The organism is Clostridium sp. AF21-20LB (assembly GCF_003478795.1).
GTDB classification, from domain to species: domain Bacteria; phylum Bacillota; class Clostridia; order Lachnospirales; family Lachnospiraceae; genus Otoolea; species Otoolea fessa.
Genome location: NZ_QUGD01000007.1, coordinates 72918 through 96435, shown reverse-complemented (window position 1 = coordinate 96435; position 23518 = coordinate 72918). Strand labels below are relative to the sequence as shown.

Annotated in this window: 20 protein-coding genes and 1 riboswitch; of the genes, 2 read left to right on the top strand and 18 right to left on the bottom strand. The window is 49.6% G+C overall.

Features of this window, described 5'->3' with window-relative positions; genetic code table 11:
* Nucleotides 1–20: 20 nt before the first annotated feature.
* The 7 genes from DWX76_RS05840 to DWX76_RS05805 form a co-directional block, all read right to left on the bottom strand.
* Complete coding sequence (locus tag DWX76_RS05840; RefSeq protein ID WP_182429741.1) at nucleotides 21–1097, bottom strand: iron ABC transporter permease; 1077 nt, start codon at nucleotides 1095–1097, stop codon at nucleotides 21–23.
* 23 nt (nucleotides 1098–1120) lie between these two features.
* On the bottom strand, nucleotides 1121–2455 hold the full coding sequence (locus tag DWX76_RS05835; RefSeq protein ID WP_243022465.1) for an ABC transporter substrate-binding protein: 1335 nt from the start codon (nucleotides 2453–2455) through the stop codon (nucleotides 1121–1123).
* A 152-nt stretch (nucleotides 2456–2607) separates the two neighbouring features.
* Nucleotides 2608–3402 (bottom strand): sirohydrochlorin cobaltochelatase, encoded by a 795-nt coding sequence (locus tag DWX76_RS05830; protein ID WP_118570280.1) that lies wholly within the window; start codon nucleotides 3400–3402, stop codon nucleotides 2608–2610.
* Nucleotides 3403–3620: 218 nt separating this feature from the next.
* Entirely contained in the window at nucleotides 3621–3902 is a 282-nt protein-coding gene (gene spoIIID / locus DWX76_RS05825) for a sporulation transcriptional regulator SpoIIID (protein WP_117796058.1), read from the bottom strand.
* Nucleotides 3903–3990: 88 nt separating this feature from the next.
* Entirely contained in the window at nucleotides 3991–4470 is a 480-nt protein-coding gene (locus DWX76_RS05820) for an acyl-CoA thioesterase (RefSeq protein ID WP_107001412.1), read from the bottom strand.
* Nucleotides 4471–4712: 242 nt separating this feature from the next.
* Nucleotides 4713–5927, bottom strand: coding sequence for a cytidylate kinase-like family protein (locus DWX76_RS05810; protein WP_243022464.1), 1215 nt, complete (start codon nucleotides 5925–5927; stop codon nucleotides 4713–4715).
* A gap of 13 nt (nucleotides 5928–5940) precedes the next feature.
* Nucleotides 5941–7386, bottom strand: coding sequence for a sodium:proton antiporter (locus DWX76_RS05805; RefSeq protein ID WP_243022463.1), 1446 nt, complete (start codon nucleotides 7384–7386; stop codon nucleotides 5941–5943).
* A 796-nt stretch (nucleotides 7387–8182) separates the two neighbouring features.
* Between DWX76_RS05805 and DWX76_RS05795 the strand changes: the two genes are divergently transcribed.
* Both DWX76_RS05795 and DWX76_RS05790 read left to right on the top strand, forming a co-directional pair.
* Complete coding sequence (locus DWX76_RS05795) at nucleotides 8183–9076, top strand: glycyl-radical enzyme activating protein (protein ID WP_118523282.1); 894 nt, start codon at nucleotides 8183–8185, stop codon at nucleotides 9074–9076.
* Between the two features lie 252 nt (nucleotides 9077–9328).
* Entirely contained in the window at nucleotides 9329–10870 is a 1542-nt protein-coding gene (locus DWX76_RS05790) for a BCCT family transporter (protein ID WP_118570278.1), read from the top strand.
* A 71-nt stretch (nucleotides 10871–10941) separates the two neighbouring features.
* Here the strand turns inward: DWX76_RS05790 and DWX76_RS05785 are convergent, their stop codons facing one another.
* The 11 genes from DWX76_RS05785 to DWX76_RS05735 form a co-directional block, all read right to left on the bottom strand.
* The gene (locus DWX76_RS05785; RefSeq protein WP_118570277.1) at nucleotides 10942–13200 is read right to left on the bottom strand and encodes an ATP-binding cassette domain-containing protein; all 2259 of its coding nucleotides are present in this window, start codon (nucleotides 13198–13200) and stop codon (nucleotides 10942–10944) included.
* A 146-nt stretch (nucleotides 13201–13346) separates the two neighbouring features.
* Nucleotides 13347–13940 (bottom strand): TetR/AcrR family transcriptional regulator, encoded by a 594-nt coding sequence (locus DWX76_RS05780; protein ID WP_107001407.1) that lies wholly within the window; start codon nucleotides 13938–13940, stop codon nucleotides 13347–13349.
* Nucleotides 13941–14144: 204 nt separating this feature from the next.
* On the bottom strand, nucleotides 14145–14900 hold the full coding sequence (locus DWX76_RS05775; RefSeq protein WP_118652044.1) for a HesA/MoeB/ThiF family protein: 756 nt from the start codon (nucleotides 14898–14900) through the stop codon (nucleotides 14145–14147).
* Between the two features lie 20 nt (nucleotides 14901–14920).
* The gene (gene thiS / locus DWX76_RS05770) at nucleotides 14921–15118 is read right to left on the bottom strand and encodes a sulfur carrier protein ThiS (protein WP_022360324.1); all 198 of its coding nucleotides are present in this window, start codon (nucleotides 15116–15118) and stop codon (nucleotides 14921–14923) included.
* Nucleotides 15119–15157: 39 nt separating this feature from the next.
* Nucleotides 15158–17368 (bottom strand): aldehyde ferredoxin oxidoreductase C-terminal domain-containing protein, encoded by a 2211-nt coding sequence (locus DWX76_RS05765; RefSeq protein ID WP_207664892.1) that lies wholly within the window; start codon nucleotides 17366–17368, stop codon nucleotides 15158–15160.
* Between the two features lie 15 nt (nucleotides 17369–17383).
* Nucleotides 17384–17770: a 4Fe-4S binding protein gene (locus DWX76_RS05760; protein WP_022360326.1), complete on the bottom strand. Its 387-nt coding sequence runs from the start codon at nucleotides 17768–17770 to the stop codon at nucleotides 17384–17386.
* Nucleotides 17770–18222 (bottom strand): MOSC domain-containing protein, encoded by a 453-nt coding sequence (locus DWX76_RS05755; RefSeq protein ID WP_118570275.1) that lies wholly within the window; start codon nucleotides 18220–18222, stop codon nucleotides 17770–17772. Before DWX76_RS05755 ends, DWX76_RS05760 begins: the two co-directional genes overlap by 1 nt.
* A 13-nt stretch (nucleotides 18223–18235) precedes the next feature.
* Nucleotides 18236–20143 carry a molybdopterin biosynthesis protein gene (locus tag DWX76_RS05750; protein WP_118570274.1) on the bottom strand — a complete coding sequence of 636 codons (1908 nt, stop codon included), beginning with the start codon at nucleotides 20141–20143 and terminating at the stop codon, nucleotides 18236–18238.
* 74 nt (nucleotides 20144–20217) lie between these two features.
* Nucleotides 20218–21447, bottom strand: a complete 1230-nt coding sequence (glp, locus tag DWX76_RS05745) for a gephyrin-like molybdotransferase Glp (RefSeq protein WP_118570273.1) — start codon at nucleotides 21445–21447, stop codon at nucleotides 20218–20220.
* A gap of 249 nt (nucleotides 21448–21696) precedes the next feature.
* A riboswitch (molybdenum cofactor riboswitch) is annotated at nucleotides 21697–21837 on the bottom strand.
* 142 nt (nucleotides 21838–21979) lie between these two features.
* Complete coding sequence (locus DWX76_RS05740) at nucleotides 21980–22690, bottom strand: ATP-binding cassette domain-containing protein (RefSeq protein WP_118570272.1); 711 nt, start codon at nucleotides 22688–22690, stop codon at nucleotides 21980–21982.
* Nucleotides 22677–23360: an ABC transporter permease gene (locus tag DWX76_RS05735; RefSeq protein WP_118570271.1), complete on the bottom strand. Its 684-nt coding sequence runs from the start codon at nucleotides 23358–23360 to the stop codon at nucleotides 22677–22679. The genes DWX76_RS05740 and DWX76_RS05735 overlap by 14 nt, the downstream gene beginning before the upstream one ends.
* Nucleotides 23361–23518 lie beyond the last annotated feature (158 nt).

Sequence of the window (23518 nt, the reverse complement as noted above, 5' to 3'; positions counted from 1 at the left end):
CTCCTCTGCTGCTCTATGCTTCAGGTGCTCTTTCGATGTTTCCGCATCATCACAAAAATCACGACCGGCGCACCGAAGACAGCTGTTACCGTGCTGATGCTCAATTCCGTCGGGGCAAAGACCGTCCGCGCCAGCCAGTCGCTGAACAGGCAGAACACGCTTCCGCCCAGGAAACAGCCCGGAATCAGCACCAGCGGTCTTGTATCGGCAAACAGCCAGCGGATCAGATGCGGAACCGCGATTCCAACAAAGGAAACCGGACCGGCAAATGCCGCTACGCAGCCAGATAAGATGCTGGACAAAATCACCATAAAGAAACGCAGATGTGCGACATTGACTCCCATACTTTTCGCATACGTCTCCCCCATCTGGTATGCGCCGATCGGTTTGGATAACAGAAACACCGCTGCCGCTGAGACAAAGGTCACGCCCGCCATGACTGCCACATTTTCCCAGGTCATACCAGAAAAACTTCCGCGCGACCAGTTATGCAGGTTGACAATATCCGCATCGCTGGCGAAGGTCACAACAAAATCCGTGATTGCCGAGCAAATATAGCCGATCATCACGCCCCCGACGATCAGCATTGCCATCTGTTCCATTTTCCGCGCGACCAGGAGCACAAACAGCATAGAGAGAAGCGCTCCGGCAAATGCCGCTGCCACCAGCATCCCCGAATTGATCGTAATATTCCATTCCAGAAATCCGACCATCACAAGTGCCACCAAAAGTTTTGAACCGGAAGAAATTCCCAGCACAAAGGGACCCGCGATCGGATTGTGGAAAAAGGTCTGTAACAGATACCCTGACAGTGCCAGCGCCCCGCCAAGGATCAGCGCCGCCAGCGCGCGCGGCAGACGGATCTCCCAGATGATCGTCCACGCCATTCCACGCAGCTTAGGCTCCCGCAGTTCCTGTAAAAATTCCATGATCGGAACCGATACACTGCCTGAACAGATACTCCAGATAAGCGACAGGAGCAGCAGCATAATCAGAAGCAGAAATGCGCCTGCGATCCGCACCTGTCTGCCTGCCTGCGCCAGGTTTCTTTGTCCTTTTTCCTGTTTTTGTCTGTTTGCTTCTGGTACTGAAGGCATCGTTTCTCCCATCTATCTTGTCCTCACGACTGTAATTTATACAGATATGTCCCATCTTCCTGGCTTCCGCTGAAAATCGCATGGATATCTTCCAGCATTGCTCCAACCGACATGGATTCCTGATAGAGATTCTTCGTCGTGCACCAGACATTTCCCGCCTGTACCGCCTTGAAATCCTTGAGAACCGGCGCTTTTGCCAAAAGCTCCGAAATTGAGTGAATCTCCCCGTCGATTGTACTGTTATAAATCAGATAATCGGATTCTTTCGCGGCTGCATAAAATTCTTCCATCTGCATATTGACGGTCGAAGACCGCTTTCCGTCATCCCCCAGATGCCCGAATATGTATCTGCCGCCCGCTAATTCTATCATTTTCGGTATATAATCAGAGGAACGGCGCACGTTCACGCTGCCCTGGTTCGTAATATAGAAAAATGCCGCCGACGGCTTTTCCGCCTGTGCCGTCTGTTCTGTTTTTACGCTCCCGCCTGCGTTCTCCGCATCCGAACCTTCTTCTGTAACACGCTGCAACGCCGCTTCCTGCTTTGCAAATGCCGCTTCCGCCTCTTTTTCTTTTCCGGTCAGCACTCCATACAGGCGGATCCATTCCGTCCGCCCCAGCGGATGTGCTTCGTAGCTGGAATGATCCACAAGCACCGGGATTCCGAAGCTTTCCAGCTTTTCTTTTACCTCCGGCGAATGGAGAATCATCGTATTTTCTATTGCCAGACCGCAGCCCTCCGAGACGATCCGCTCATAATCCGGTTCGCTGTACTTGCCTGCGTAGAGAATTGACCCATTCTCCATCGCCTCCTTTGCCTCCGGAATGTACCAGCCCGACGCATCGGTTCCCGAAAACCGGATATCCGGGAGCGCTCCCAGCATCCGAAACATATCCATGGTCGCGGTCGCTACCAAATAAATCTGTTTGACCGGGCGCTTAAGCACCTGGATCGAATCTGGAAGATCTTCCGGCACCTTTCCGCCCTCTGGAATCAGAAGAAAACGGCTTCCATCCGCAACCGAAACTGCTTCGTACTGCATCCCGTCCGCATCCTCATAGGTATCGACCGCAAACTGGGTCGCATAGGCAAGCTCCATCCGCGATTTCCAGGTCAGGGACGCACTGATCACCTCACCCGGCTGTGGAAGTGATGCCTCCGCCACCTGTGCATCCACGTTTTCTGCCGGCTGGGACACTTTCGAACCTTTCCCCGCCTCATTGGATGTCTCACTGGCAGATGTAGACGACGCTGCCGCCACCGCACTCTTTCCCGTATTTCCACAGCCGCTCAAGAGCAGCACCCCCATAAGCGACAGCCCAGCCATCCTAAGTGCCATTTTCTTGTTACTGTTCACGCATACGTGCCCAGTAACGGAATTTGCCGTGGCTTCGCATTTAAATACGGCAAATTCCTGCTGCCACCACGTTTTCTTACGGCACTTTCGGTTCCAAAAGTGCCTACCCGTGTACAGTAACCTTTTCTTTCCCATTATCCATCCTATTTTCTTCATTTTTCCCACTCTGCCTCTCTCACGTGCGCCACATACAGCTTCCGGATCGCCTCAACCTCTCCCAGTCCCCGGATGCGGCATTCCACCTGGTATCCGGCGCGTTCCAGGCGGCTCTTCCAGGAATCCTCCTCTTCACCTGCCATATCCTGATTCGCATGGTCGCCTGCAACCACCATGAGCGGCTGCAGCACCGCCCTCTGATAGTGTTTCTGCGCGCCCAATTTCTCGATCACCGCCTGTAAATCCGGCTGCGCTTCCACGGTTCCGATGTAATAATTTGCATAGCCGCCCTCGATCATCCTATCCTGCATCTTCTGATACACCTGATTGGAAGCCGCGTCCGTCCCATGCCCCATCAGACAGAGTGCCGTTTTTCCATCGTCATATCCGTCCAATTCTCCTGCCATCGCCCGAATCACCGCATCCAGATCCGCTTCACTGGCAAGAAGCGGTGCTCCCAGCGCCAGCCGTTCAAAACGCCCCTGATTCGCTTCCACTTCCGCTTTTACATCCATGTATTCAAATCCATCCATCAGATGGGTCGGCTGCACAATCAGACTTTTAATCCCATCGGCTGCTGCCCGGTCAAGTGCCTCCTTCAAATTGTCGATCGACCGTTGATCCCGCTTTTTCAATTTATCAATGATCCTCTGGCTGGTAAATGCCCGGCGCACCTCATATGCCGGAAATGCCTCCGCCACTGCACGCTCAACCGCTCCGATCGTCTTTTCTCGGCTGTCATTGTAGCTTGTCCCGAAGCTGACTACCAGGATTGCCTGTCTTGGTTCCATCTATCATTCTTCCTCTTTGTTTTTTATCTTTCAATTCAGAATTTTCCCGTTCCTCCTACGCTGCCATATGCCTGAATCTGGCTGACATATAGCTTTATGAATCGAAGCTACTATAGCATATTTTGAAATAGTTTGCAATGAAGCAGAAAAAATGGCACTCCGCCCGTCCAGGCGGAATGCCCCTTTTTCTGCTTTCAGCTTCAATTTTACCAGCTTTTCTATTTCTCGTCCCGGCTGCACGCGCGCAGCTGGTGCTCATGCTCATATTTTTCTTTCGTCGCCATCCCGCCCCGGATATGGCGTTCCGCTTTGTTGATGTCCAGTACCACACGCGCCCGTGATGCAAGCGGCGGATTGATATGGGAAAGGCGCTCGGCCACATCTTTATGCACGGTAGATTTACTGATCCCAAATTTCCGGGCCGCCTGCCGCACTGTCGCATTGTAGTCTATGATGTAATTAGCGATCGCAACCGCCCGTTCCTCGATATATTCCTTCATGGGAGTTCCCCTGAGAACGTTTTTTACATCTTATTACATCTGTTTCCGGTTTATGCAAATTCCCTTTCCCAAACAAAAACACTGCCGATTAGTAGTTCTCCGCACGGCGGTGTTTCCGCAAGTCGTTTCTCTTCACGCCAGCTTCCCACTCTGCCTTCTCCTCATCGGTCTCGACAAGCAGTCCCGGAACTTCCATCGGATGCTCGTTTTCATCCAGCGCTACCATAACCACATAAGCGGTATTAACCAGTTTACGTGCGCCGCTTAAAGACTCTACGAATGTATCGACACGCACTTCCATGGAGGTTCTTCCAACGTAAGTCAGCTTACCCTCGATAATCAGGGTATTGTTCAGGTGGACTGCCTCTTTGAACTGCAGGTTATCAACCGATGCAGTTGTCGGATTGCAGTGCGCGTGGCGGCGCGCAACAACGGTCGCTACAACGTCGATCCATTCCATCAGCTGACCGCCAAACAAACGACCAGCACCATTTAAGTGACTATTTAATACAAGCTGTGTCTGGATAACAGCTGAATCCGCTACGCGGCGCATAATTCTTTCTTCCATAATTTATTTCTCCTTTCGAGAAGGATGCCTCTTCCAATCTCCGCTTTCGAAGGACTTCCCTGTGATATGGTACCTAGTATACTGGCTTTCCCTCAAATTTGCAAGTATTCCGCTGCAAAAATTCTGAATCTTTTTAGTTATACATCCTATTGGCAGTAAACTATAAATATTAAAAAACGACCGAAGAATCTGGGGCAGCGTCTGTTGTCTTTCGCTGACTCCCATCATCTTCAGCCGTTCTCTTATTTATCCTCTTCCCGCGCCGTGATCATCCGATAGATGAAATCCACGGTTCCATCGATACCGTAGCTGGCACTGTTGATACAGAGATCATAGTTGTTGGAATGTCCCCAGTTTCGGTTTGTATAGTAATGATAGTACTGGCTGTGGACATGATCCAGATGCTTTAACATATGGCGTGCCTGCTTGACCGTCAGGGAGCTGTCAATCTCCATCGCACGTTTGATACGCTGCTCAAACGGCGCCGTGATGTAGATACTGATATGTGGGATGTTGTTGTTTGCCATGATGGCATCTCCGCATCGTCCCAGAATAACAAAATCTTCCTTCTTCGCCATGTCAACCAGAAGGTCGCTCTCGTTGAAGAATACCGCATCACGCTTCGGCAGTCCGTGGAAACGGCTGAACTCGCGCATGCGCTGGCGCAGGGTCAGATGGCGCTCCGGGATGAATGCCTCACTCGGGTTTACATTGGCATCCTGATCGTGCGCCTGCTCTTTCTTGATTCCCGGCTTGATTCCGTAGCTGACAGAATCCTGTATAGAATCCTTCTGAGCCTCGAGACGTTTCAGAACCGCTTCAAAGATCTCCGCGTCGTAGAAATTGATTTTCAGCTTATCTGCCAGCTTAAATCCGATATTTACACCGCCGCTTCCGTAAGTCCAGCTGATACATACGATCAGGTGGTCATTTTCGGAGAAACGGTTTTTCAGGTTAAATGTATTCAGCTTCGCCAGCTCTGCGTTGATAACGTCTCCGCTCGCGAAACTGGTCGGCAGACTCATGACTTCGGTCAGAATCCGGTTGTACTCGGTCATGACGAGCTTCCGCTCTTCCTTATTCTCGATGGTACGCGCCATGTTTCCGATCAGGGCAATCTCACTTCGAACCAGGTTACCCTGCGGGCGTGTCAGCATCAGATGAGTCAGCTCATCCACGCAGCGCTTCCGGTCACGGTTGAAAACACGTCCCAGAGAAGAACCTAACTGTGCATAAACCTCCGCATCCAGATCGTAAATACTCTCCGCCAGTTCACGGATTCGTTTTTCATCTCTTCCAAGCACCGTGCTGCCCGGCTTCTTCCCTACTGAATCCTTTTCGGCTGCATTTTCCGCACCCGTTACTTCATTCGCATACTGGGCGCTATCCTTTTCAAGCGCCTGCTGCGTCTGATTTTCCATATTATCTGTATTGGTATGTTCCTGATTGTTGCTCATCGTCACTCACCCCCTATAAAAAGAATAACAGCATATCAAGTGCAAAGACCGGAACCAGAATACCGAACGACCAGAGCAGATATCCGAAGAAGGACGGCATACGCACACCGTTTTCATCCGCAATCGACTTAACCATGAAGTTCGGTGCATTTCCGATGTAGGTGTTCGCACCCATAAATACCGCACCACAGGAGATCGCCATCAGCATCTTGATCGGAACCGTTCCTAACGTCGTCACCATGCCCTCCGTAAATCCAAGCGCACCTGCCGTTGTTAAAAATACCAGATAGGTCGGCGTGTTATCCAGGAAGCTGGACAGCAGACCGGTCGCCCAGAACATTTCAAACGGCTCGGAGATGCCCAGGTTCGCGCCATTTGCTTTCAGAATCATCAGGGCTGGCTGCATCGTGATGAAAATACCGATAAACAGAACCGCAACCTCCTGAATCGCGCCCCAGGTAAAGTGGTTCTCACGGCGGATCTCAACCTTCGTGGTCTTGAAGGACAGGAAGGCCGCCGCCAGAATGATCACAATCTCAATGATGGCCGGATAGCTTAATTCTACCTCTCCAAACAGGTGGATGCCAAGCACCTTTCCGGCTGCATCCTGGAACTGCGGCATGGACGGTAAGGTACCGCTTAAAATAACGGCTGCTACGATCATAACCAGGAAAATCAGGTTGTGCGCGCCGCGCAGCTTCACTTCGGTACCCGGTTTGCTGATATCCGGTTTCAGACCGCTCGCGATATCCTGACGATATGCCCTCTTATCAATAAAATAGAAGATTGTCAGCAGCACCAGCATATTGAAGAATAAGATCGGCGCCAGATGTAAGCTCCAGAAGAACGGTACGCCGCGCATGAAGCCCATCAGCAACGGCGGGTCACCGATCGGGGTCAGACATCCGCCGATGTTGGATACAAGGAAGATAAAGAAGATAATGATATGACGTTTCTTCTTTCTCCATGCATTCATCTTGACAACCGGACGAATCATCAGCATACTGGCACCGGTCGTACCGATCCAGCTTGAAAGCAGGGTTCCCAGTGCCAGTAATCCCACATTGACACGCGGAGAACCTGCCAGGTCACCGGACATCGTGATATTACCGGCAACGCAGAAAAGTCCAAATAACAAAATAATAAAGGTCAAATAGTCATTGACCAGACATTCCAGAACCGTTTCCAGTGCTGTTCCCGCACTGTAACGCATCGCAAACGGAATGATAAAAAGAATTGACCAAAGAGCAACCGCATGAGGCTGGTGCTCTTCCCACCATTCTGCCTTCACAAGCGGCAGAATCGCAATACAGAGAAGCAGTCCCGCAAATGGAATACACATCCAGAGCGGCACAGAGGATGCCGATGCACCGCCTTCCTGTTCTGCTGCCAGAGCCGTCATCGGATTTGCCATCAAAAATAATCCCAGGCTCGCGCAAAACGCACTCAATCTTTTCACCTTCGTAACCTCCCAACTTTTTTCTTTTTTTACATTTTCCTATTTCAGCCACCCATTATAACAAGTTTATTTCCTAAATACAACCGTGTTTTTCACGTTGTAAGCGTGATTTTCCGTGAATTTTTCGTTAAAAGTACCTTATATTAATTCTTATTAATAAGTGTTGTAAGCCTGTGCTCATAACATAAACAAATACCTCTTTTGTGTATAGAAATTATGTATAATACTGTAATTTCACAAATGATATATTTAATTCTACTATGAAACAAAAAACCGCCCGCCGATATCCCGACAGACGCTTCCTACATTCACATATAACTTTTTCTTGAAATATACTCTCTTTCCAGAGTTCATATTTCAATTCCATATCTTCCCCGCCATCTTCCATCTTTTTCCTGCAGCTGTTTTCGCGCTTCATTTTAAGCCAGCCGCCCGATCTCTCGCGGTATTCTTTCGTGGTTTCTTTTTCGATATGTGCCAGTTGGCAAATCTGCCGCTGTATAACCTGCTCTTTCGCAGCGTTCACACATATTCTCTCTTGAACCTGTTTTATTATAGCGCTTTTTTGTAAAATTTATTTCCGCTTTTTTGTCAAATCTTTGTAAAAAAATCAAGCAGCAAATTGGAGAAACTGTCTCATTTACTTTTTATCTTCTTTATGCTATAGTTAGCCTGTATTTTGCATTCAGATGTATTACGAATCCATTCGGAAATTCCGGTGTCATCCCGTGCTGGAATACTCAATGTCTTATCGTGTTTTATAAATATCAGAAGGATTTTCAGGAGTATTGTATTCATGCAGGCGAATATATTTAAGATCAAACGAAATGAATTGGCTGACGGTTCCGGGCTGCGGACTACGATTTATTTTAAAGGATGCCCCCTGCGCTGTGTCTGGTGTTCAACACCGCAGGCGCATGAGCGCCCGACCCGGATTCTCTGGGACAGCAAGCACTGTCTCTACTGCAATCTCTGTGTCAGCGAATGTCCCACCGGAAGTCTGACATTTTCAGACAACCGTCTCACCTTTACCCCGGACACCTGTACATTCTGCCGTGTCTGTACGGATCACTGTCCGTCCCGAATGCTTCATTTCGTCGGTCAGATGATGGATATGGATGAAATCATGGAAAAAATTCTTGCCGACCGGGAGCTCTATGGAAATGGCGGCGTCATTCTCTCCGGCGGCGATCCGCTGATGCAGCCGGAAGCAGCCACCGCCGTCCTGAAAAAATGTAAAGAACACGGCATCCGCACCGCGATTGAGACGACCGCTTTCGCCAAACCGCTGGCTTTCTCCCGCTTCATCGCCAACGCGGACATGATTATCATCGATTTAAAACATTATTCTGAAAAGAAATATGTCCAGTTCACCGGCGTCTCAAATCATTCGATTCTGGAAAATCTGGACTTTGCCGTCTCTATCGGAAAAAAAGTGGCGGTCCGCATTACCATTACCCCCGGCATCAACGACACGCTCATCGATGCCCGCAGGTATGCCCACCTTTTGTCTGAGCACCACATCAGACATGTAATTCTGCTCTCCTATTCAAATCTGGGGATCATTAAATATGAAAAATACACGCAATCTCCGGCGCTTGCCCGCGAGCAGACCTTCTCCGGCCAGGATATGGAGAATTATGCGAATATGCTGCGCGGACTGGGGTTTGATGTGCAGATTGAGCAGTAGGGAGGCGGCAGGATTTTTCCATTGCCGCCTCCCATACATTTTTCTATCGATTCGTTACTGTTCACGCATACATGCCCAGTAACGGAATTTGCCGCATTTTTACATTGATTCCCCTTTTTTCCCAATTTTTCATTGCTTTTTTTTCCTCCCAATGCTATAATGTGTTCAATATCTAATTTATTTATCAAAAAATGAACAAGAATCATTTGCAAAAATCCTCATTTTTACAAATGATTTAAAAGGAGGTTTCCCATGCAAAATCCACAATCCCAAACAGCGCCAGAGCCAAAACGCCTGGACTGGACCACGATGGTCGTCCCATTTCTTCTTATTATAATACTCTGTCTCTGCTTTCTGGCTGCGCCAGATGCATCCAAGGCAGTGTTGGAAAATCTCCGGAGCTTTCTCGGGGAAAACTTCGGTGTCGGCTACCTTGCCATCGGACTCGGCATTTTTCTTCTGTCAATCTACATCGCCTTTTCCCGCTACGGAACCATCCGGCTCGGAAAACCGGATGAGAAGCCGCTCTATTCCAATTTTGCCTGGGGTTCGATGATGTTTACCTCCGGACTTGCGGCGGACATTCTCTTTTACTCCCTGTGTGAGTGGGTTCTCTACGCCAATGACCCGCATCTGGCAGAAATGGGCAGTATTCAGGACTGGGCGAGCACATACCCGCTCTTTCACTGGGGTCCGATCCCGTGGGGCTTCTATGTCGTGCTCGCCGCTGCCTTTGGCTTCATGCTTCATGTGCGCGGCTGCCATAAACAGAAATACTCCGAAGCCTGCCGCCCGATCCTCGGAAAACACACAGACGGTCTTGCCGGAACCCTGATTGATCTGATGGCGGTCTTCGCACTGCTGGCCGGCACAACCACGACTTTTACGCTGGCGACCCCTCTGATGAGCCAGATCGTCTCCGAACTCTTCGGATTCAGCGACACCCGCCTCATCACCATCGCGATTCTGGCAGTCACCTGCCTGGTATACACCGTTTCCGTCGTGCGCGGCATGAAGGGCATCCAGAAGCTCGCGGCGTCCTGCGTCTACCTCTTCTTCGCTCTTCTGGCATATGTGCTGCTGTTTGGCGGTGAAGCACGCTATATCATCGAAACCGGCTTTTCCTCCATCGGAAATCTGGTACAGAACTTTATCGGACTCTCCACCTACACCGACCCACAGCGCACCACCTCATTTCCGCAGACATGGACAATGTTCTACTGGGCATACTGGATGGTCTGGTGCGTCGCTGCCCCGTTCTTCATCGGAACCATCTCTCGTGGGCGTACGATCCGGCAGACGATCCTCGGCGGCTACGTGTTCGGGCTTGGCGGCACGTTTGTAAGCTTTATTATCCTCGGAAACTACAGCCTGGGACTCCAGGTGTTCGGAAAACTGGATGTCATGGGGCTTTATGCCGCCAGTGGCGACCTCTATTCCACAATCACTGCCATCATCCGCACGCTTCCGCTCGCCCCGATGGTCCTCGTTCTGCTCGCGGCGGCGATGATCGCCTTCTATGCCACCAGCTTTGACGCGATCGTACTGGTTGCCTCCGCCTACTCCTACAAGAACCTGACAAGCGAGGACGAACCGCACATGGCGATCAAAACCTTCTGGTCCCTGAGCCTGATTCTACTGCCGATGGTCCTCATTTTCAGTGATAATTCAATGGCAAACCTGCAGACCGTGTCCATCATTGCAGCATTTCCGATCGCGTTTATCATTCTCCTGATCGTGGCGGCGTTTTTTAAGGATGCGAAGAAATATCTTTCAAGCTACCATGGTATTTGAACGAATTGATTGAGTGTTGTTAAAAATATCCCGAATGTACGTTCCGATGCATTCGGGATATTTTTCTTTATTTATAAGCTCTCCCGCAGATACTCCCGCGTCACACTCCGCTCCGCTTCCAGCATCTCCTTCGGCGTCCCGGCAAAGAGCAGGTCGCCGCCTGCGAGGCCGCCGCCCGGTCCGAGCTCCACAATATAATCGGCGTCCTTCATCACATCCAGGCTGTGCTCGATGATAAACAGCGTATTGCCCTGATCGGTCATCCGGTTAAAAAGCTTCATCAGACGGCGGATATCGTCGAGATGAAGCCCGTCGGTCGGCTCATCCAGAATGAATATCTGTCCCCGCTCATCCAGCTTGCTCGCCAGCTTCACACGCTGCAGCTCGCCGCCGGAAAGCGTCGTCATCGACTGATTCAGATGCAGGTAACCGAGTCCGACCTGTACCAGCGTATCGAGTTTCTTCACAAAATCCGCATCTTCAAAGAACTGGATCGCCTGACGGACGGTCATATCCATGACTTCCGCAATATTTTTTCCCTTGTACTGATAGTGCAGCACTTCCTCCGAATACCGCGTTCCGTGGCAGACTTCGCAAACCGTCTCAATCGAATCCATATATGCCATATCCGATATAATTACACCTTTTCCCTGGCACGCCGGGCAGGCGCCCTTGGAATTGAAACTGAAATATGCCTGTGCGACATGGTTCGCTTTCGCAAAAAGCGCCCGGATCGCATCCGCGATATCCAGATACGTCGCCGGGGTCGAACGCAGATTGATACCGATATCCTTCTGCCGGATCGAGATCACCTCGCCTGGATACTGGCTCGTAAAATATTCCATCAGGGAGCTTTTTCCCGAACCAGCCACACCAGCGATGACCGTCATCACGCCAAGCGGCAGTTTTACGCTCAGATCTTTTAAGTTATGAAGCTTCGCGTGCTCAACCTGATACCATCCGTTCGGCTTGCGGTACTCCATCTTCATCGGCGTTTTCGTCCGCAGCATCCGCCCGGTCACAGTGTCCGCTTTCAAAAGGTTCTCGTAGCTTCCCTGATACATGATCTGTCCACCGTTTATGCCCGCTTCCGGTCCCATATCCACAATGTGATCCGCCAGAGCGATGACTTCCCGGTGGTGTTCCACAATCATCACGGTATTTCCGTGCTCTTTCAGCTTGATCAGCGAATTTTTGAGATTCTGGATATCGCGCGAATGCAGTCCGACGCTCGGCTCATCCAGCACATACATCATATCGGTAAGCGGCGAATTGATGTAACGCGCGATCTTGATACGCTGCGCCTCGCCGCCGGAGAGAGTGTCGGTTCCACGGCTTAAAGAAAGATAGCTGAGTCCGATCTCAATCAGCGCATTCATCCGCTTCAGGATCTCGGTCTTGATATCGCGCGCCAGCGGATCGTCGATCTGGCGGATAAACTCTGCCGCCTCCGGGATCGGCATATCCGAAACCTCGCAGATATTTTTTCCGTTAATCAGGCAGCTACGGATCTTTGCATTCAGTCTCGCCCCGTGGCACTCCGGACACGTAAAGGTGCTGACAATGCGATCCAGCTCCTTCTTGTGAAGCTGTCCTTCCTTAGATGTAATGATACTGCGGTACATACGCGGATAAATGCCCTCGTACTTCGCGGACTTCGGCCAGTTTGCCGGCGGGTTTTTCAGGCGGATCTGCGGCGAATAGAGAAATAAATCCATCTCCTCCTTCGAATAATCCTTGATCTTCTTGTCCAAATCAAACAGACCGCTGTACGCGTACCGCTTCCACCGCCATGCACCGGTCGTGAACGCCGGCCACTGGATAACGCCCTCATCGTTTAGGCATTTATCAAAATCCACCAGCTTGTGGATGTCCAGCTCCGTCACAACACCCAGGCCCTCACAGCGCTCACACTTGCCGCTCGGATGGTTGAAGGAAAAGCTGTCCGAATAGCCGACAAACGGTTTGCCCACACGTGAGAAGAGCAGGCGCAGCAGCGCATAGATATCGGTGTATGTGCCGACCGTTGAGCGGGAGTTTGCCACCGGCTTTTTCTGATCGATCACGATCGTGACCGGAAGATTCTCCATGCGCTCAACCTCCGGACGACCATATTTCGGCAGAAACTGCTGGACAAAACTTGGAAATGTCACATTCAGCTCCCGCCGCGACTCTGCCGCAATCGTATCAAGGCAGAGCGATGATTTGCCCGAACCGGACACACCGGTAAAAACTGTGATTTTCTTTTTCGGAATTTTCAACGACACATGTTTCAAGTTGTTTTCCGTTGCATTCACAATGCTTATGTACTCCTGATTTTCTCGTTCCATCTGGCATTTTTCCTTTCTTAAGCTGCATTTTCCCGTCCCAGGTTCCTTTATTTTAAAGGTACTCAATGCTATCCTGATCTGTACGCGGCTATCACGCACAAAAGCAGACAGAAAATACCCCTAAGAAGCATTTTCCGTCTGCTTTTTTATTTGACTTCCTGCTTTACACGCACTCCGCCGAACAGCAGAGGCATTGTCTTTCTTGTATACTCTCCAAGCGCATAGCCACCGTCTGAAATGCAGTAATCATAGATGATTGCCCTCTCGCAGAGTGCATACATATGTGCAATCTCGTAATATGGCATACTGCGGGTAATCTGCCCCCGGCGCTGCCCCTCATCGACCAGCTGATTTACCATCTTATAGTAAAAACGGTTCTGGTTTAAAAGATGCTTATCCCCCTTTGTCACCACCTGTGAGGAATAGAGTGACGCCAGAAGCCCTACCGGGATATCCGACTCTATCAGATCATGTACACTGAAGCAGAGCGTCATAAGCTTGTCAAAGCTGTCCATCTCCGGATCCAGCGCCTGCATTACCTCTTCATACTTTGCATCAAAGATCTCTGGGAGAGATGCCAGAAGCTCATCCTTTCCACTATAATAATGATAGAAGCTTCCCTTTGATGTTCCAGACTGCAGGATAATCTCATCGATCGTCGTCTCCTCATATCCCTTCTCATGAAACAATTTCCATGCAACACGGGCAATTTTTGCTTTTGTGTTATTACCCTTCGCCATTTACCTTTTACCTCTTAACTTCTCAATAATCGTAATTTCAGGGAAACATTCCTGGTTATCTAATTTACCTTTTTGTTTACCTGAATCCAGCCGAAAGCAGAGTGGATAATCTTCCTCATCTGCTTTCGACAATTTAATTTATTTTATCATTCTTTTCCTGTGAAGTAAAGAGATTGTTCATAGTGTCTATTTTTAATACCATTTTCACGTCCGGTGAAGTTCAGTATGTGCATGGCAGCTGCACTGGGGATGAACCGGAACTTCTATCAGATCCGTGGACCACGTTTTGGCATCAATGAACAGCATTTTTCCAATCAGCGGCTCTCCCTTGCCCAAAAGAAGCTTCAATACTTCTGCCGCCTGCATACACCCGATCATGCCGGGAATCACGCCAAGCACACCATAAGCAGCCGAATTCGGGTTTCCGGATGGGTCCTCTGCCTCCGGACAGAGACAGCGCAGACATGGTCCGTCCGATGCGAACACGGTAACCTGTCCCGCAAATTCACAGATAGCTCCATATACATCCGGCTTTCCCAGCTTCATACATGTGTCACTCAGCAGATAGCGGGTTGGAAAATTATCCGAAGCATCCACAATCACATCAAACTTTGCAAGAATTTCTTCTGCATTTTCAGCTGTAATCCCCTCTGGGTATAATTCTACCTGCACCGAATGGTTCCGGCTCTGAAGCTGCTCCGCCGCCAGTTCTGCTTTTGCCTTTCCAATGTCCTGTTCCCGGTAAAGGATTTGCCGCTGCAGATTGCTGACATCCACCCGGTCAAAATCAGCAATCCCGATCGTACCGACTCCTGCTGCTGCCAGATAGAGGCTGACGGGAGATCCAAGTCCCCCCGCCCCGACTACCAGCACCCGGCTTTCCGCCAGCTTTTTCTGTCCTTCTTCTCCTACCTCCGGCAGGAGAATATTTCTTTTATAGCGTTCTTTGTCTATCTCCAAACCAGCGTCTCCTTTCTGAATCAACCGCCCCCCAGTAAATGATAAATCTTCAAATCATCTGCTTCTTCAAGTGTTACTTTATCATAGTCTTCTGGCCAGACCAGCTGTCCATTTACCTTCACGACCAGCTTGGGCCAGGTAAATTTCATGTGTTCCATCACACCCCTGATTGTCAGTCCTTCATGCCAGTCCGGATATGGACGGTTATTCAGTACCATTATATCCACTTCCCTTCTGCAACGTATTAATGAATAGTCTTACTGAAGCGGCTCAACTACTTCCAAAAGCTCCGGAAGATCCATGCCAAGCTCTTTCAGGTGTGCAATTGTCGGAACGCCGTTTAAATTCCAGCCGCGCTTCGGATATACCGCATCAATCAGCTTCTCATATTCCCCTTCTCTGTACTTTCTGGTCGCATCCATCTTTTCCTTTAAGGACATTTTTTCGACTTCTTCTTTTGTAAAACCAACCAGCTCTACCAGCTGACCATCGTAACGTTCCTGACGAGACAGATATTCTTCTTCCGTAACCGGTCCCTGGGAGCGGTATGGAATCGCGTCGTTCGCACGCAGTCCCTTGCCCAGACGAATGTTGAAAACACGCTGGAAATTGTAGACACGCTCGGACATTTTAATCATCTCATCCCTATCAATCTTGACCCCAGTAACACCATAATAAAGATCCAGATAGTTATCTACGTGCTCCGGTACCTTCGCCGGTTCATCGGTCAGGCTGTTGTCAGCCGGTACAATATCATTCCACGGCAGCTTGCAAAGTCCCAGAAGACCAAACCAGGTTCTAAACATCGGATAGTAATACAGCGCCTCCGCCTTATCCTCAAAGGTAGGGATCTGGTTATTTACCTGATCCATGAAAATCAGCCATGCCTCATCATGCTGCGGTCCCTTATTGGTCAGACCATAGCCGCCCTGCTGCGCCAGGGATTCTTTGGAAGCATACTCTGAATATTCAAGTCCCTTCTGTTCCATCGCAATATCATTCATGAAATCCATATCGCCCCAGCCCTGCGCTGCAAAATACTCTTTCTGCTTGTGGCTTCCCAGTGCCGCAATCTTGCCAAAGCCTTCGTTTCGCGCCATCTGGTGCAGCAGCTCCAGCTCCGCCTCTGCATTGCCCCATACAAGCTCCAGACCGCCGGTTCTCTCCTTATTCAGGATACCATTTTCATAGCATTCCATCAGGAAGGCAGTCATGGTGCCAAAGGAAATCGTATCAATGCCATATGTATCACAGTAGAAATTCACTTCCAGGATTACCTGCGGATCGGTTACGCCGCAGTTCGGACCAACACCGGCTGCTGTCTCATACTCCGGACCATCCACACATACTTTATGTCCCTTATACGGACCTGTCTTTAATTCAAACTGATCGGCTGTTTTAGCACACGCCATCGAACATCCATACCAACATCCGTCCGCTCCGCCCTGGGTCAGCCATTTATTTCTCCATACCTCCGGTGCCATCTCATCGATCTTATCCGTTCCGCCATATTTATAATTGCGCGTCGGCAGAATATCATAATCGCTCATGATACGCAGGGAGTATGCCGTTCCGGATTTACGCATTGAATTCTGTTTGTCATCCTGTGTCGCCACCTCACGATGGAATTTCAGACCATCCCGGTTCAGGATACTGATATCATATACATGGTTCAGATTTGCTTTTACGCCTTTAAAATGGCATACCAGCGCTTTAATGTGCTTGTCCGCAAAGACACGTCCGATACCACCACGTCCAGCCTGTTTTAAGCGGACTACATTTCTTTTCGGATCATAGAATGTAAAATTCAACATAGAGAGGTTGCAATGATCCGCCGCTGAACCTGAGCATACGACCGCCACGTTTTTGCGATCATTGTCATCCTCCGCATACATGGTTGTCAGCTCTTCTCCCAGTACATGTGCATCTTTATGCTCTAACGGTGCTTTTTCAATTGAAACGGTTCCCTTATTGCCATCGATGACAATAATCACGTCTTCCTCCGCTTTTCCAGTCAGTTCGATCACATCAAATCCGGAGAATTTTAAAAATGGGCCAAAATATCCGCCAACGTTTGAATCAATCGGGATATCTGTCATCGGTGAAATGCTGCATACCAGGCATTTTCCAGTACCGCCGTACTGCGTAATTCCGGCAATCGGTCCTGCCGACATGGTAATGGCATTTTCCGGAGAGTTCCACTTTGTATCCGGATTCGTTGCATCCCACAGATAACGCAGGCAATAACCTTTGCCGCCGGTAAATTTTTCTTTGACCTCCTGAGGAATGTCGATCATATCGATGGTGTTATCTGTCACATTGATTCGAAGACGCTTATCCGTATATCCATGATACAGCGGCTTTGGCTCATATGTAACCTGATTGAGAACCGTGTGGGCCTCTTTCATTTTTTTGATTTCTTCCATATCTGCGTCCGCATAACGCGGAAGATCACACATTTTAATCATGCCTTTCTCCTCCTTTTACTCTTCTACCAGACGGATCGCTCCGGTCGGACATGCTTTTACGCACAATCCGCACGCCGTACATTTGGACGGCTCCAGATAATCATCACACTGTACCATAACATTCTCCGGACAGAATCCAACGCACATCAGACAGCCGGCACATTCTTTCTTATTCAGCCGGTAAACGCCTCTCGCATCCTCCGTAATCACACCTGTATTGCACACTTCAGAACATTTTCCACACTGTGTGCACACAGCAATATGATGGCTTCCATCCTCCTTGTCGGTAATGCGGATGCAGGATTTCATTGGATCCGAAACCTTGTAAAATGCCTTCGAACAGGCTTCTTCGCACTGGTGGCAGCCAATGCAGAGTGATTCATCTTTCTCTAATCGTCTCATCACAGTTCCTCCTTTTTGCCTAATTTCATTATTTCATCCGAAACAGATACATATCCGTCCCGAATCACTTCCAAAAATATGGCTCCTGCCGAAAGGCGGCAGAAAACTCCTTTTTCATGGTAAATACACTCTGGAAAACACTTTTTTCCATACCCGGAGACGCGGAACACCGCCCCTCCCGCCGCCAGAAGATCCCCCGTATTTAACTGGGTGGTATCGATTCCCTCCGTTATCAGGTTTGCCTTGTAGCGGCGGAAGCAGAGTCCCGGTTCTGTCTGCTTCTCCATCCAGTCCCGGGTTTCTCCCGCCAGCAGCGAAGTCTGCCTTTCACCTCCCGCTGCATGCCGGTCACCCTCCATTCCGATCCCCCTTCGGAACCAGGCGCTCTCCACGGCTTCTCCCGGCTGTCCCCTCTGCCGGAACACATATAATTCGCACACAACTGCTCCCATCTAATCCCCTCTTTTATAAATATAAAATTTCTCCGGTTCTTGCCAGCCCATAACCACCGAGCTTCTCTACTCTCTCTGCAAACTCCCGGCTTTTCAATACCTCCAGAAAATGCTGCACCGGTGGAAAATCCAGAAACCTGACCGGAATCGCAAAGTCATACTCTTCCCGTCCAATCTCAATAAAATCAAGTCCCATTGCCCTGGCTGCTGACTGGATTCCCATGCCCGCGTCTGCATCGCCGCCGGACACGGCAGCCGCCACTGCCATATGCGTTGCCGCCTCTCTGTCATATCCGTGAATCTCTTCCGGTGAAATACCGGCTTCCTTCAGCTTATAATCAAAAAGGACTCTTGTCCCCGCTCCTCTCTGTCGGTTGACATAATTCAAACCACGTAGATCTTCAATTTCATGGATTCCAAGCGGATTTCCTTTTTTTACGATAATTCCCTGAATTCGCTCAACACCCTTGACAAGTGCCATTTTTTCACCCGCAAACAGTTTTTTCAGGATCGCAATATTATATTCTCCTGTCTCTTCATCCAGCAGGTGGGTCGGAGCCAGATGCGCTTCTCCCCGCTTTAATGCCATTAAACCGCCCATACTGCCTACATGCGTACTGGAAAGGTAATTACCCGGGTACATACACGGCAGCAAATCTGCCATCACATCCAGAATCAGATCATGGCTTCCGATTGCCACTGCCGTACTTCCAATTTCCTCCAGGGAACGGTATAGCTCTACGTCAACGGTATCTCCCGCCTCGACTCCCTCGCTGTTCTGAGGAATCACACAGAACCCGTCTGCCCGCACCAGGCTCATCGCTGCTCCCGCCCCGCGCGCCAGTGGAGAAGCGACGAGCTTGTCGCCCACTTCTCCTACTTTCACCCGCACATACTCTTTATGTTTCAGGGATGATACAAGGCGTTTAGATATGACAGCCCGCACCGTCGTGCCGGCTGTTTCTGTACGTCCTGCCAGTTTCTGCAGCACAGGAATCACAAAATTTTCAAAGTTGATATAGGCGGATACCGGATATCCCGGAAGTCCGATCACCGGTTTTCCATTGACAATCGCCAATATTACCGGTTTTCCCGGCTTGATTGCCACCCCGTGTACCAGAACCTCCCCCAATTCCCGAAGTACATGAACCGTAAAATCTTCGGTTCCTGCACTGGAGCCGGCATTGACAATCACCATGTCATATTTTTCAACTGCCTCTGCCACCTTTACTTTCAATGTTTCATACTCATCCGCAATCGGCGGAAAACGATGGGGCGCACCGCCATGTTCCGTTACCAGTGCCTCAAACACTCTCGAATTTGATTCGATGATGTCCCCATCCTTGGGTTCCTGTCCCGGCTCTATGATTTCGGTTCCCGTCGGAAAAATCGCTACCGACGGCTTTTTCAATACCTCAATCTCTGTAATTCCGCCAGACAGGAGAACACCTATATCAATCGGGCGTATCTCATGATAACCGGGCATCAGCATCTCACCCGCTACGATATCTTCTCCGATCGGGCGCACATGCTGCCATGATGCAGCTGCATCCGTAATCTGCACCGATCCGTCTTCCTGCTCCAGCAGATCCTCCGCCATGATAACTGCATCGCATGGTGCGTGAATCGGATCGCCCGTATCCACCACTGTAAAATCTGTACCTGGATATAGGGTAAGTGGTTTCCGCTCCGATGCTCCTTTTGTTTTCTCTGCCTCAACCGCGATTCCATCCATCGCCGCCGCATTGTAAAGCGGAGAACAATATTTCGCATAGACTGCCTCTTTTGTAATCCGGTGCAGACTTTCCGTCACAGGAATCCATTCTGCCTTGGGTCTTAATAATTCCCCCAGTGCTTTCTGGTAAAGGGCTTTTGCCTCCTCCACCGGTGTATTATTCAGATATAAATTTCTCTTTCCCATCTCTGCCTCTATTCTGTTTCCACCAGGCTCTGCCGATCCTTTATTCTCCGTCGCCCTTCTGGAAGCAATTCATTTTAAAAACGGTATACCTTCACCTGCTCACCCTTCTTCAGTCCCTCCTGATTCATATCAATCAGAACGTAGCCGTCTGCCTCTGCCATCGTCGAAATCAAGCCTGATTTTCCAAATACCGGTTCTGCCTCCAGCCCCTGCGGAGCCATTTGAAGCTTTACCAGCAGGCAGGTTGTTTTTCCGGGTGCCCCCGCCAGGTTCGTTGTCATAAAGGCTTCTAGCGGAGGTTGATCTGGCTGACCGGTTACCTGCTTCCAGAGCCACACAAATAATAAGTGGAAAACGGCAAGCGCTGCTGCCGGATGCCCGGGAAGTCCTCCTAACAACGTATGTTTCTCTTTATCATATCCCAGAATCGTCGGTTTTCCCGGTTTCAGTGCCAGCCCATGGGTAAATACTCCCTCCTTGGAGATGCGGTTTAATATCTCCATAGTCATATCTTTCTTTCCCTGGGAACTTCCTCCGGAGATCAGAATCAAATCACATGCTTTGACCGCCTCCCTGATTTTCTCCTCTAAAAGTACCTCTTCATCCCTCACCGCCTCTGCCGAAACAAGCTCCAGACCTGTCTTCTTCACATAACAGGACAGCGCCCATGTATTAATATCCCGCACCTGTCCCGGTCCAGGAACCTGATCGATCCTGACCAGTTCGTCGCCCGTCGATAGAACTGCCACCTTCCACGGTTTAAAAACCGGAACCTGAACCACGCCAAGCGCTGCCAATGTTCCCGCCTGCGCCGGGCCAATCCGGGTTCCCGCTTTAAGGACTATATCCCCGGTTTTTACATCTTCTCCCGGAAGCACGATGCATTTCCCATACGGAACATTTTCATACAGGGCAACCTCATCTGTTCCGAACCGTTCACTGTATTCTACCATCACCATGGCATCTGCCCCTTCCGGAACCATGCCGCCGGTCGGCACATAGGCACAGGTGCCCGGTTCAATCTTTGATACCGCCGGATGTCCTATCTCTACTTCTTCCAGCACCTTCAGAAAAACCGGGATACTTTCTGTTGCGCCCGCCGTGTCCTTTGAACAGACTGCATACCCATCTACACTGGAACGGCGGAATGCAGGAATCATTTCCCCAGAGACAATATCTTCTGCTAAAATACAGCCAGACGCATCTGCAAGCGCAACCCGCTCCGTCTCCGGCAGGCACTCTTTTGCCGCTTCAAGCAGACGTTCCCGCGCCTGCGCCAGCGTATCAACTTTCAATAACTTCATAATTCCTCCCTTGCGGCATGATTCTTCTTCGCGAAGGTACGCATCCACGCGAAGTGCTTTTGATTCATAGGCCGCCTCTCCGAATGAAACAAAAAAACGAATACAGAAAACATTCCGCTCTCTGTATCCGTTCCTGATGATGCAGTCTGCCTCTTACGGCTTTCTGCTGATATTCACTTATCTACATCAGGCTTTGCTTGGGCTGGCGGAATTTACTGCTCTTTTCCAGAACTTCCGGGTCTTCATCCCGGTCATCCGAGAGCTATTCCTTTCCAATGCATCGTCTGATGCGGGGAGGCACCCGCGTTTCCCCGGATACCCATTGGCTTTTCTTCCATCCTGTGAATCGGTTCACAGCTTAGGCAGAAAAGCTCGAAATCAACTCTGTATAACTGCCGCTCTCGTGCGACAATTCTCTTTCTCATGATTTTCTACCAGAAATTATACCACATTTTCACAAACTGTGTCAATCATCCCAAGCAAAACTCTTTCCATTTTTTTCACATCCAGCGCAATCATCTCGCATTTTTATTCATATTTCTGAACTTTTTTCATTTTCGCGATATGAAACCTCTGTATCTGCCAGATATCGGCGTATGGACGGGTGAGAGGGGTGAAGAAGGATTTCTTCCGGTGTTCCAGACACCAGAACATTCCCCTGTTCCATAAAATGTACCTGGTCACAAATCTTGCGGACATGCACCAGCTGATGGCTGATTAGCAGCCATGTCATCTTATTTTTCGTCTGCTGCTCCCGCATCAGCTGTTCAAACAATTCTGTACTGTCAGGATCCAGGTTGGAAAGTGTCTCATCAACAATCACAAACGCAGGGTCAAATACCAGAGCCCTGATAAATGATAATTTCTGCTGTTCCCCGCTGCTCAGGGAACGGGCATACTGATTTTTTTTCTGCAGAAGCCCACATCGTTCCAGCCAGGCATCCATCTTCGCCTCATCTGGGCGGATTCCCCGTATTTTCAGCGGATAGATCAGGTTCTGATACACCGTATCATGCAAAAGATACGGTCTCTGTGTTGTCATCGTGATATCCCGGGGTGTCAGTCCCTCATAATCAATCCTCCCGCCATCTGGAACCAATATCCCCTGTATCAGCTTGGAAAGTGTTGTTTTTCCGCAGCCATTGGTTCCTATCAGACCATGAACCTTCCCGCTCTCCAAATACAGTTCCTCGATTTGAAGCGTAAACTGACCTATCTTCTTTTGCAGCTTAGAGATTTTCATCCGGTGTCTCCTCCTGTCTGAAATGTTCTGCCAATGTCTGTACCGCAAATGCCAGAAGCATCAGGATCACTCCCAAAAATACCCCTTCATAATAATCGCCTGCACCTTTCAGGGTTGAAATCGCAGTTGTCATTGTCCGGGTGCTGTTTTTTATATTTCCACCTACCAGAAAGACCGCCCCAACCTCACTGATGGAACGCCCATATCCAGACACAACCGCAAAATAAATTTCATTTTTCATTTCACGCAGCAGAAGCCGCGCGGTCTGATGCCGGTCAGCTCCCATCGTCCTGGCAAATGCCCGGATCGAAGGTGCCGTGCGGACCGCATATGAATACACCATTCCACAGACGATCGGAGTGATGATCAGAACCTGGGCTGCCACCATTCCTTTGATCGTAAATACCCATCGAAGCGCCCCAAACGGACCTTTTTTTCTCAAAAGCATATATGTGAGCAGTCCGATGACGACCGGAGGTGCTCCCATCAAGGTCCGGTTCACGCGGACTACCAGCTTTTTTCCTGGGAATTTCATCTGCTCCAGCACAAGTCCCAGAAAAATTCCAAGCATTGACGCAATCAAGGTTGACCAGAAAGACATCACCAGCGTTACCCGGATAGAATCTATCACTCCGACCGTACCAAAAAATTTTGAAAACAGGTTTCCCATATTTTTTCTCCCAGCATATTCACTGAAACACCTTATATTCTGCAGGTGTTCTCATTTTTTCAATTCTTAATGACAGAAAAACCGGAAAAAGTGCATCCTCCCTTCTCCGGTTTCCTGTTTATACATTATAAATTCTGCAAGGTTCAACTGCCTGCTTT

Coding starts and splice junctions, on each gene's coding strand:
- DWX76_RS05840 (WP_182429741.1), bottom strand. CDS start 1,097: ATGCCTTCAGTACCAGAAGCAAACAGACAAAAACAGGAAAAAGGACAA.
- DWX76_RS05830 (WP_118570280.1), bottom strand. CDS start 3,402: ATGGAACCAAGACAGGCAATCCTGGTAGTCAGCTTCGGGACAAGCTAC.
- spoIIID (WP_117796058.1), bottom strand. CDS start 3,902: ATGAAGGAATATATCGAGGAACGGGCGGTTGCGATCGCTAATTACATC.
- DWX76_RS05820 (WP_107001412.1), bottom strand. CDS start 4,470: ATGGAAGAAAGAATTATGCGCCGCGTAGCGGATTCAGCTGTTATCCAG.
- DWX76_RS05810 (WP_243022464.1), bottom strand. CDS start 5,927: ATGAGCAACAATCAGGAACATACCAATACAGATAATATGGAAAATCAG.
- DWX76_RS05795 (WP_118523282.1), top strand. CDS start 8,183: ATGCAGGCGAATATATTTAAGATCAAACGAAATGAATTGGCTGACGGT.
- DWX76_RS05790 (WP_118570278.1), top strand. CDS start 9,329: ATGCAAAATCCACAATCCCAAACAGCGCCAGAGCCAAAACGCCTGGAC.
- DWX76_RS05785 (WP_118570277.1), bottom strand. CDS start 13,200: ATGGAACGAGAAAATCAGGAGTACATAAGCATTGTGAATGCAACGGAA.
- DWX76_RS05780 (WP_107001407.1), bottom strand. CDS start 13,940: ATGGCGAAGGGTAATAACACAAAAGCAAAAATTGCCCGTGTTGCATGG.
- thiS (WP_022360324.1), bottom strand. CDS start 15,118: ATGGTACTGAATAACCGTCCATATCCGGACTGGCATGAAGGACTGACA.
- DWX76_RS05765 (WP_207664892.1), bottom strand. CDS start 17,368: ATGATTAAAATGTGTGATCTTCCGCGTTATGCGGACGCAGATATGGAA.
- DWX76_RS05760 (WP_022360326.1), bottom strand. CDS start 17,770: ATGAGACGATTAGAGAAAGATGAATCACTCTGCATTGGCTGCCACCAG.
- DWX76_RS05755 (WP_118570275.1), bottom strand. CDS start 18,222: ATGGGAGCAGTTGTGTGCGAATTATATGTGTTCCGGCAGAGGGGACAG.
- DWX76_RS05750 (WP_118570274.1), bottom strand. CDS start 20,143: ATGGGAAAGAGAAATTTATATCTGAATAATACACCGGTGGAGGAGGCA.
- glp (WP_118570273.1), bottom strand. CDS start 21,447: ATGAAGTTATTGAAAGTTGATACGCTGGCGCAGGCGCGGGAACGTCTG.
- DWX76_RS05740 (WP_118570272.1), bottom strand. CDS start 22,690: ATGAAAATCTCTAAGCTGCAAAAGAAGATAGGTCAGTTTACGCTTCAA.
- DWX76_RS05735 (WP_118570271.1), bottom strand. CDS start 23,360: ATGGGAAACCTGTTTTCAAAATTTTTTGGTACGGTCGGAGTGATAGAT.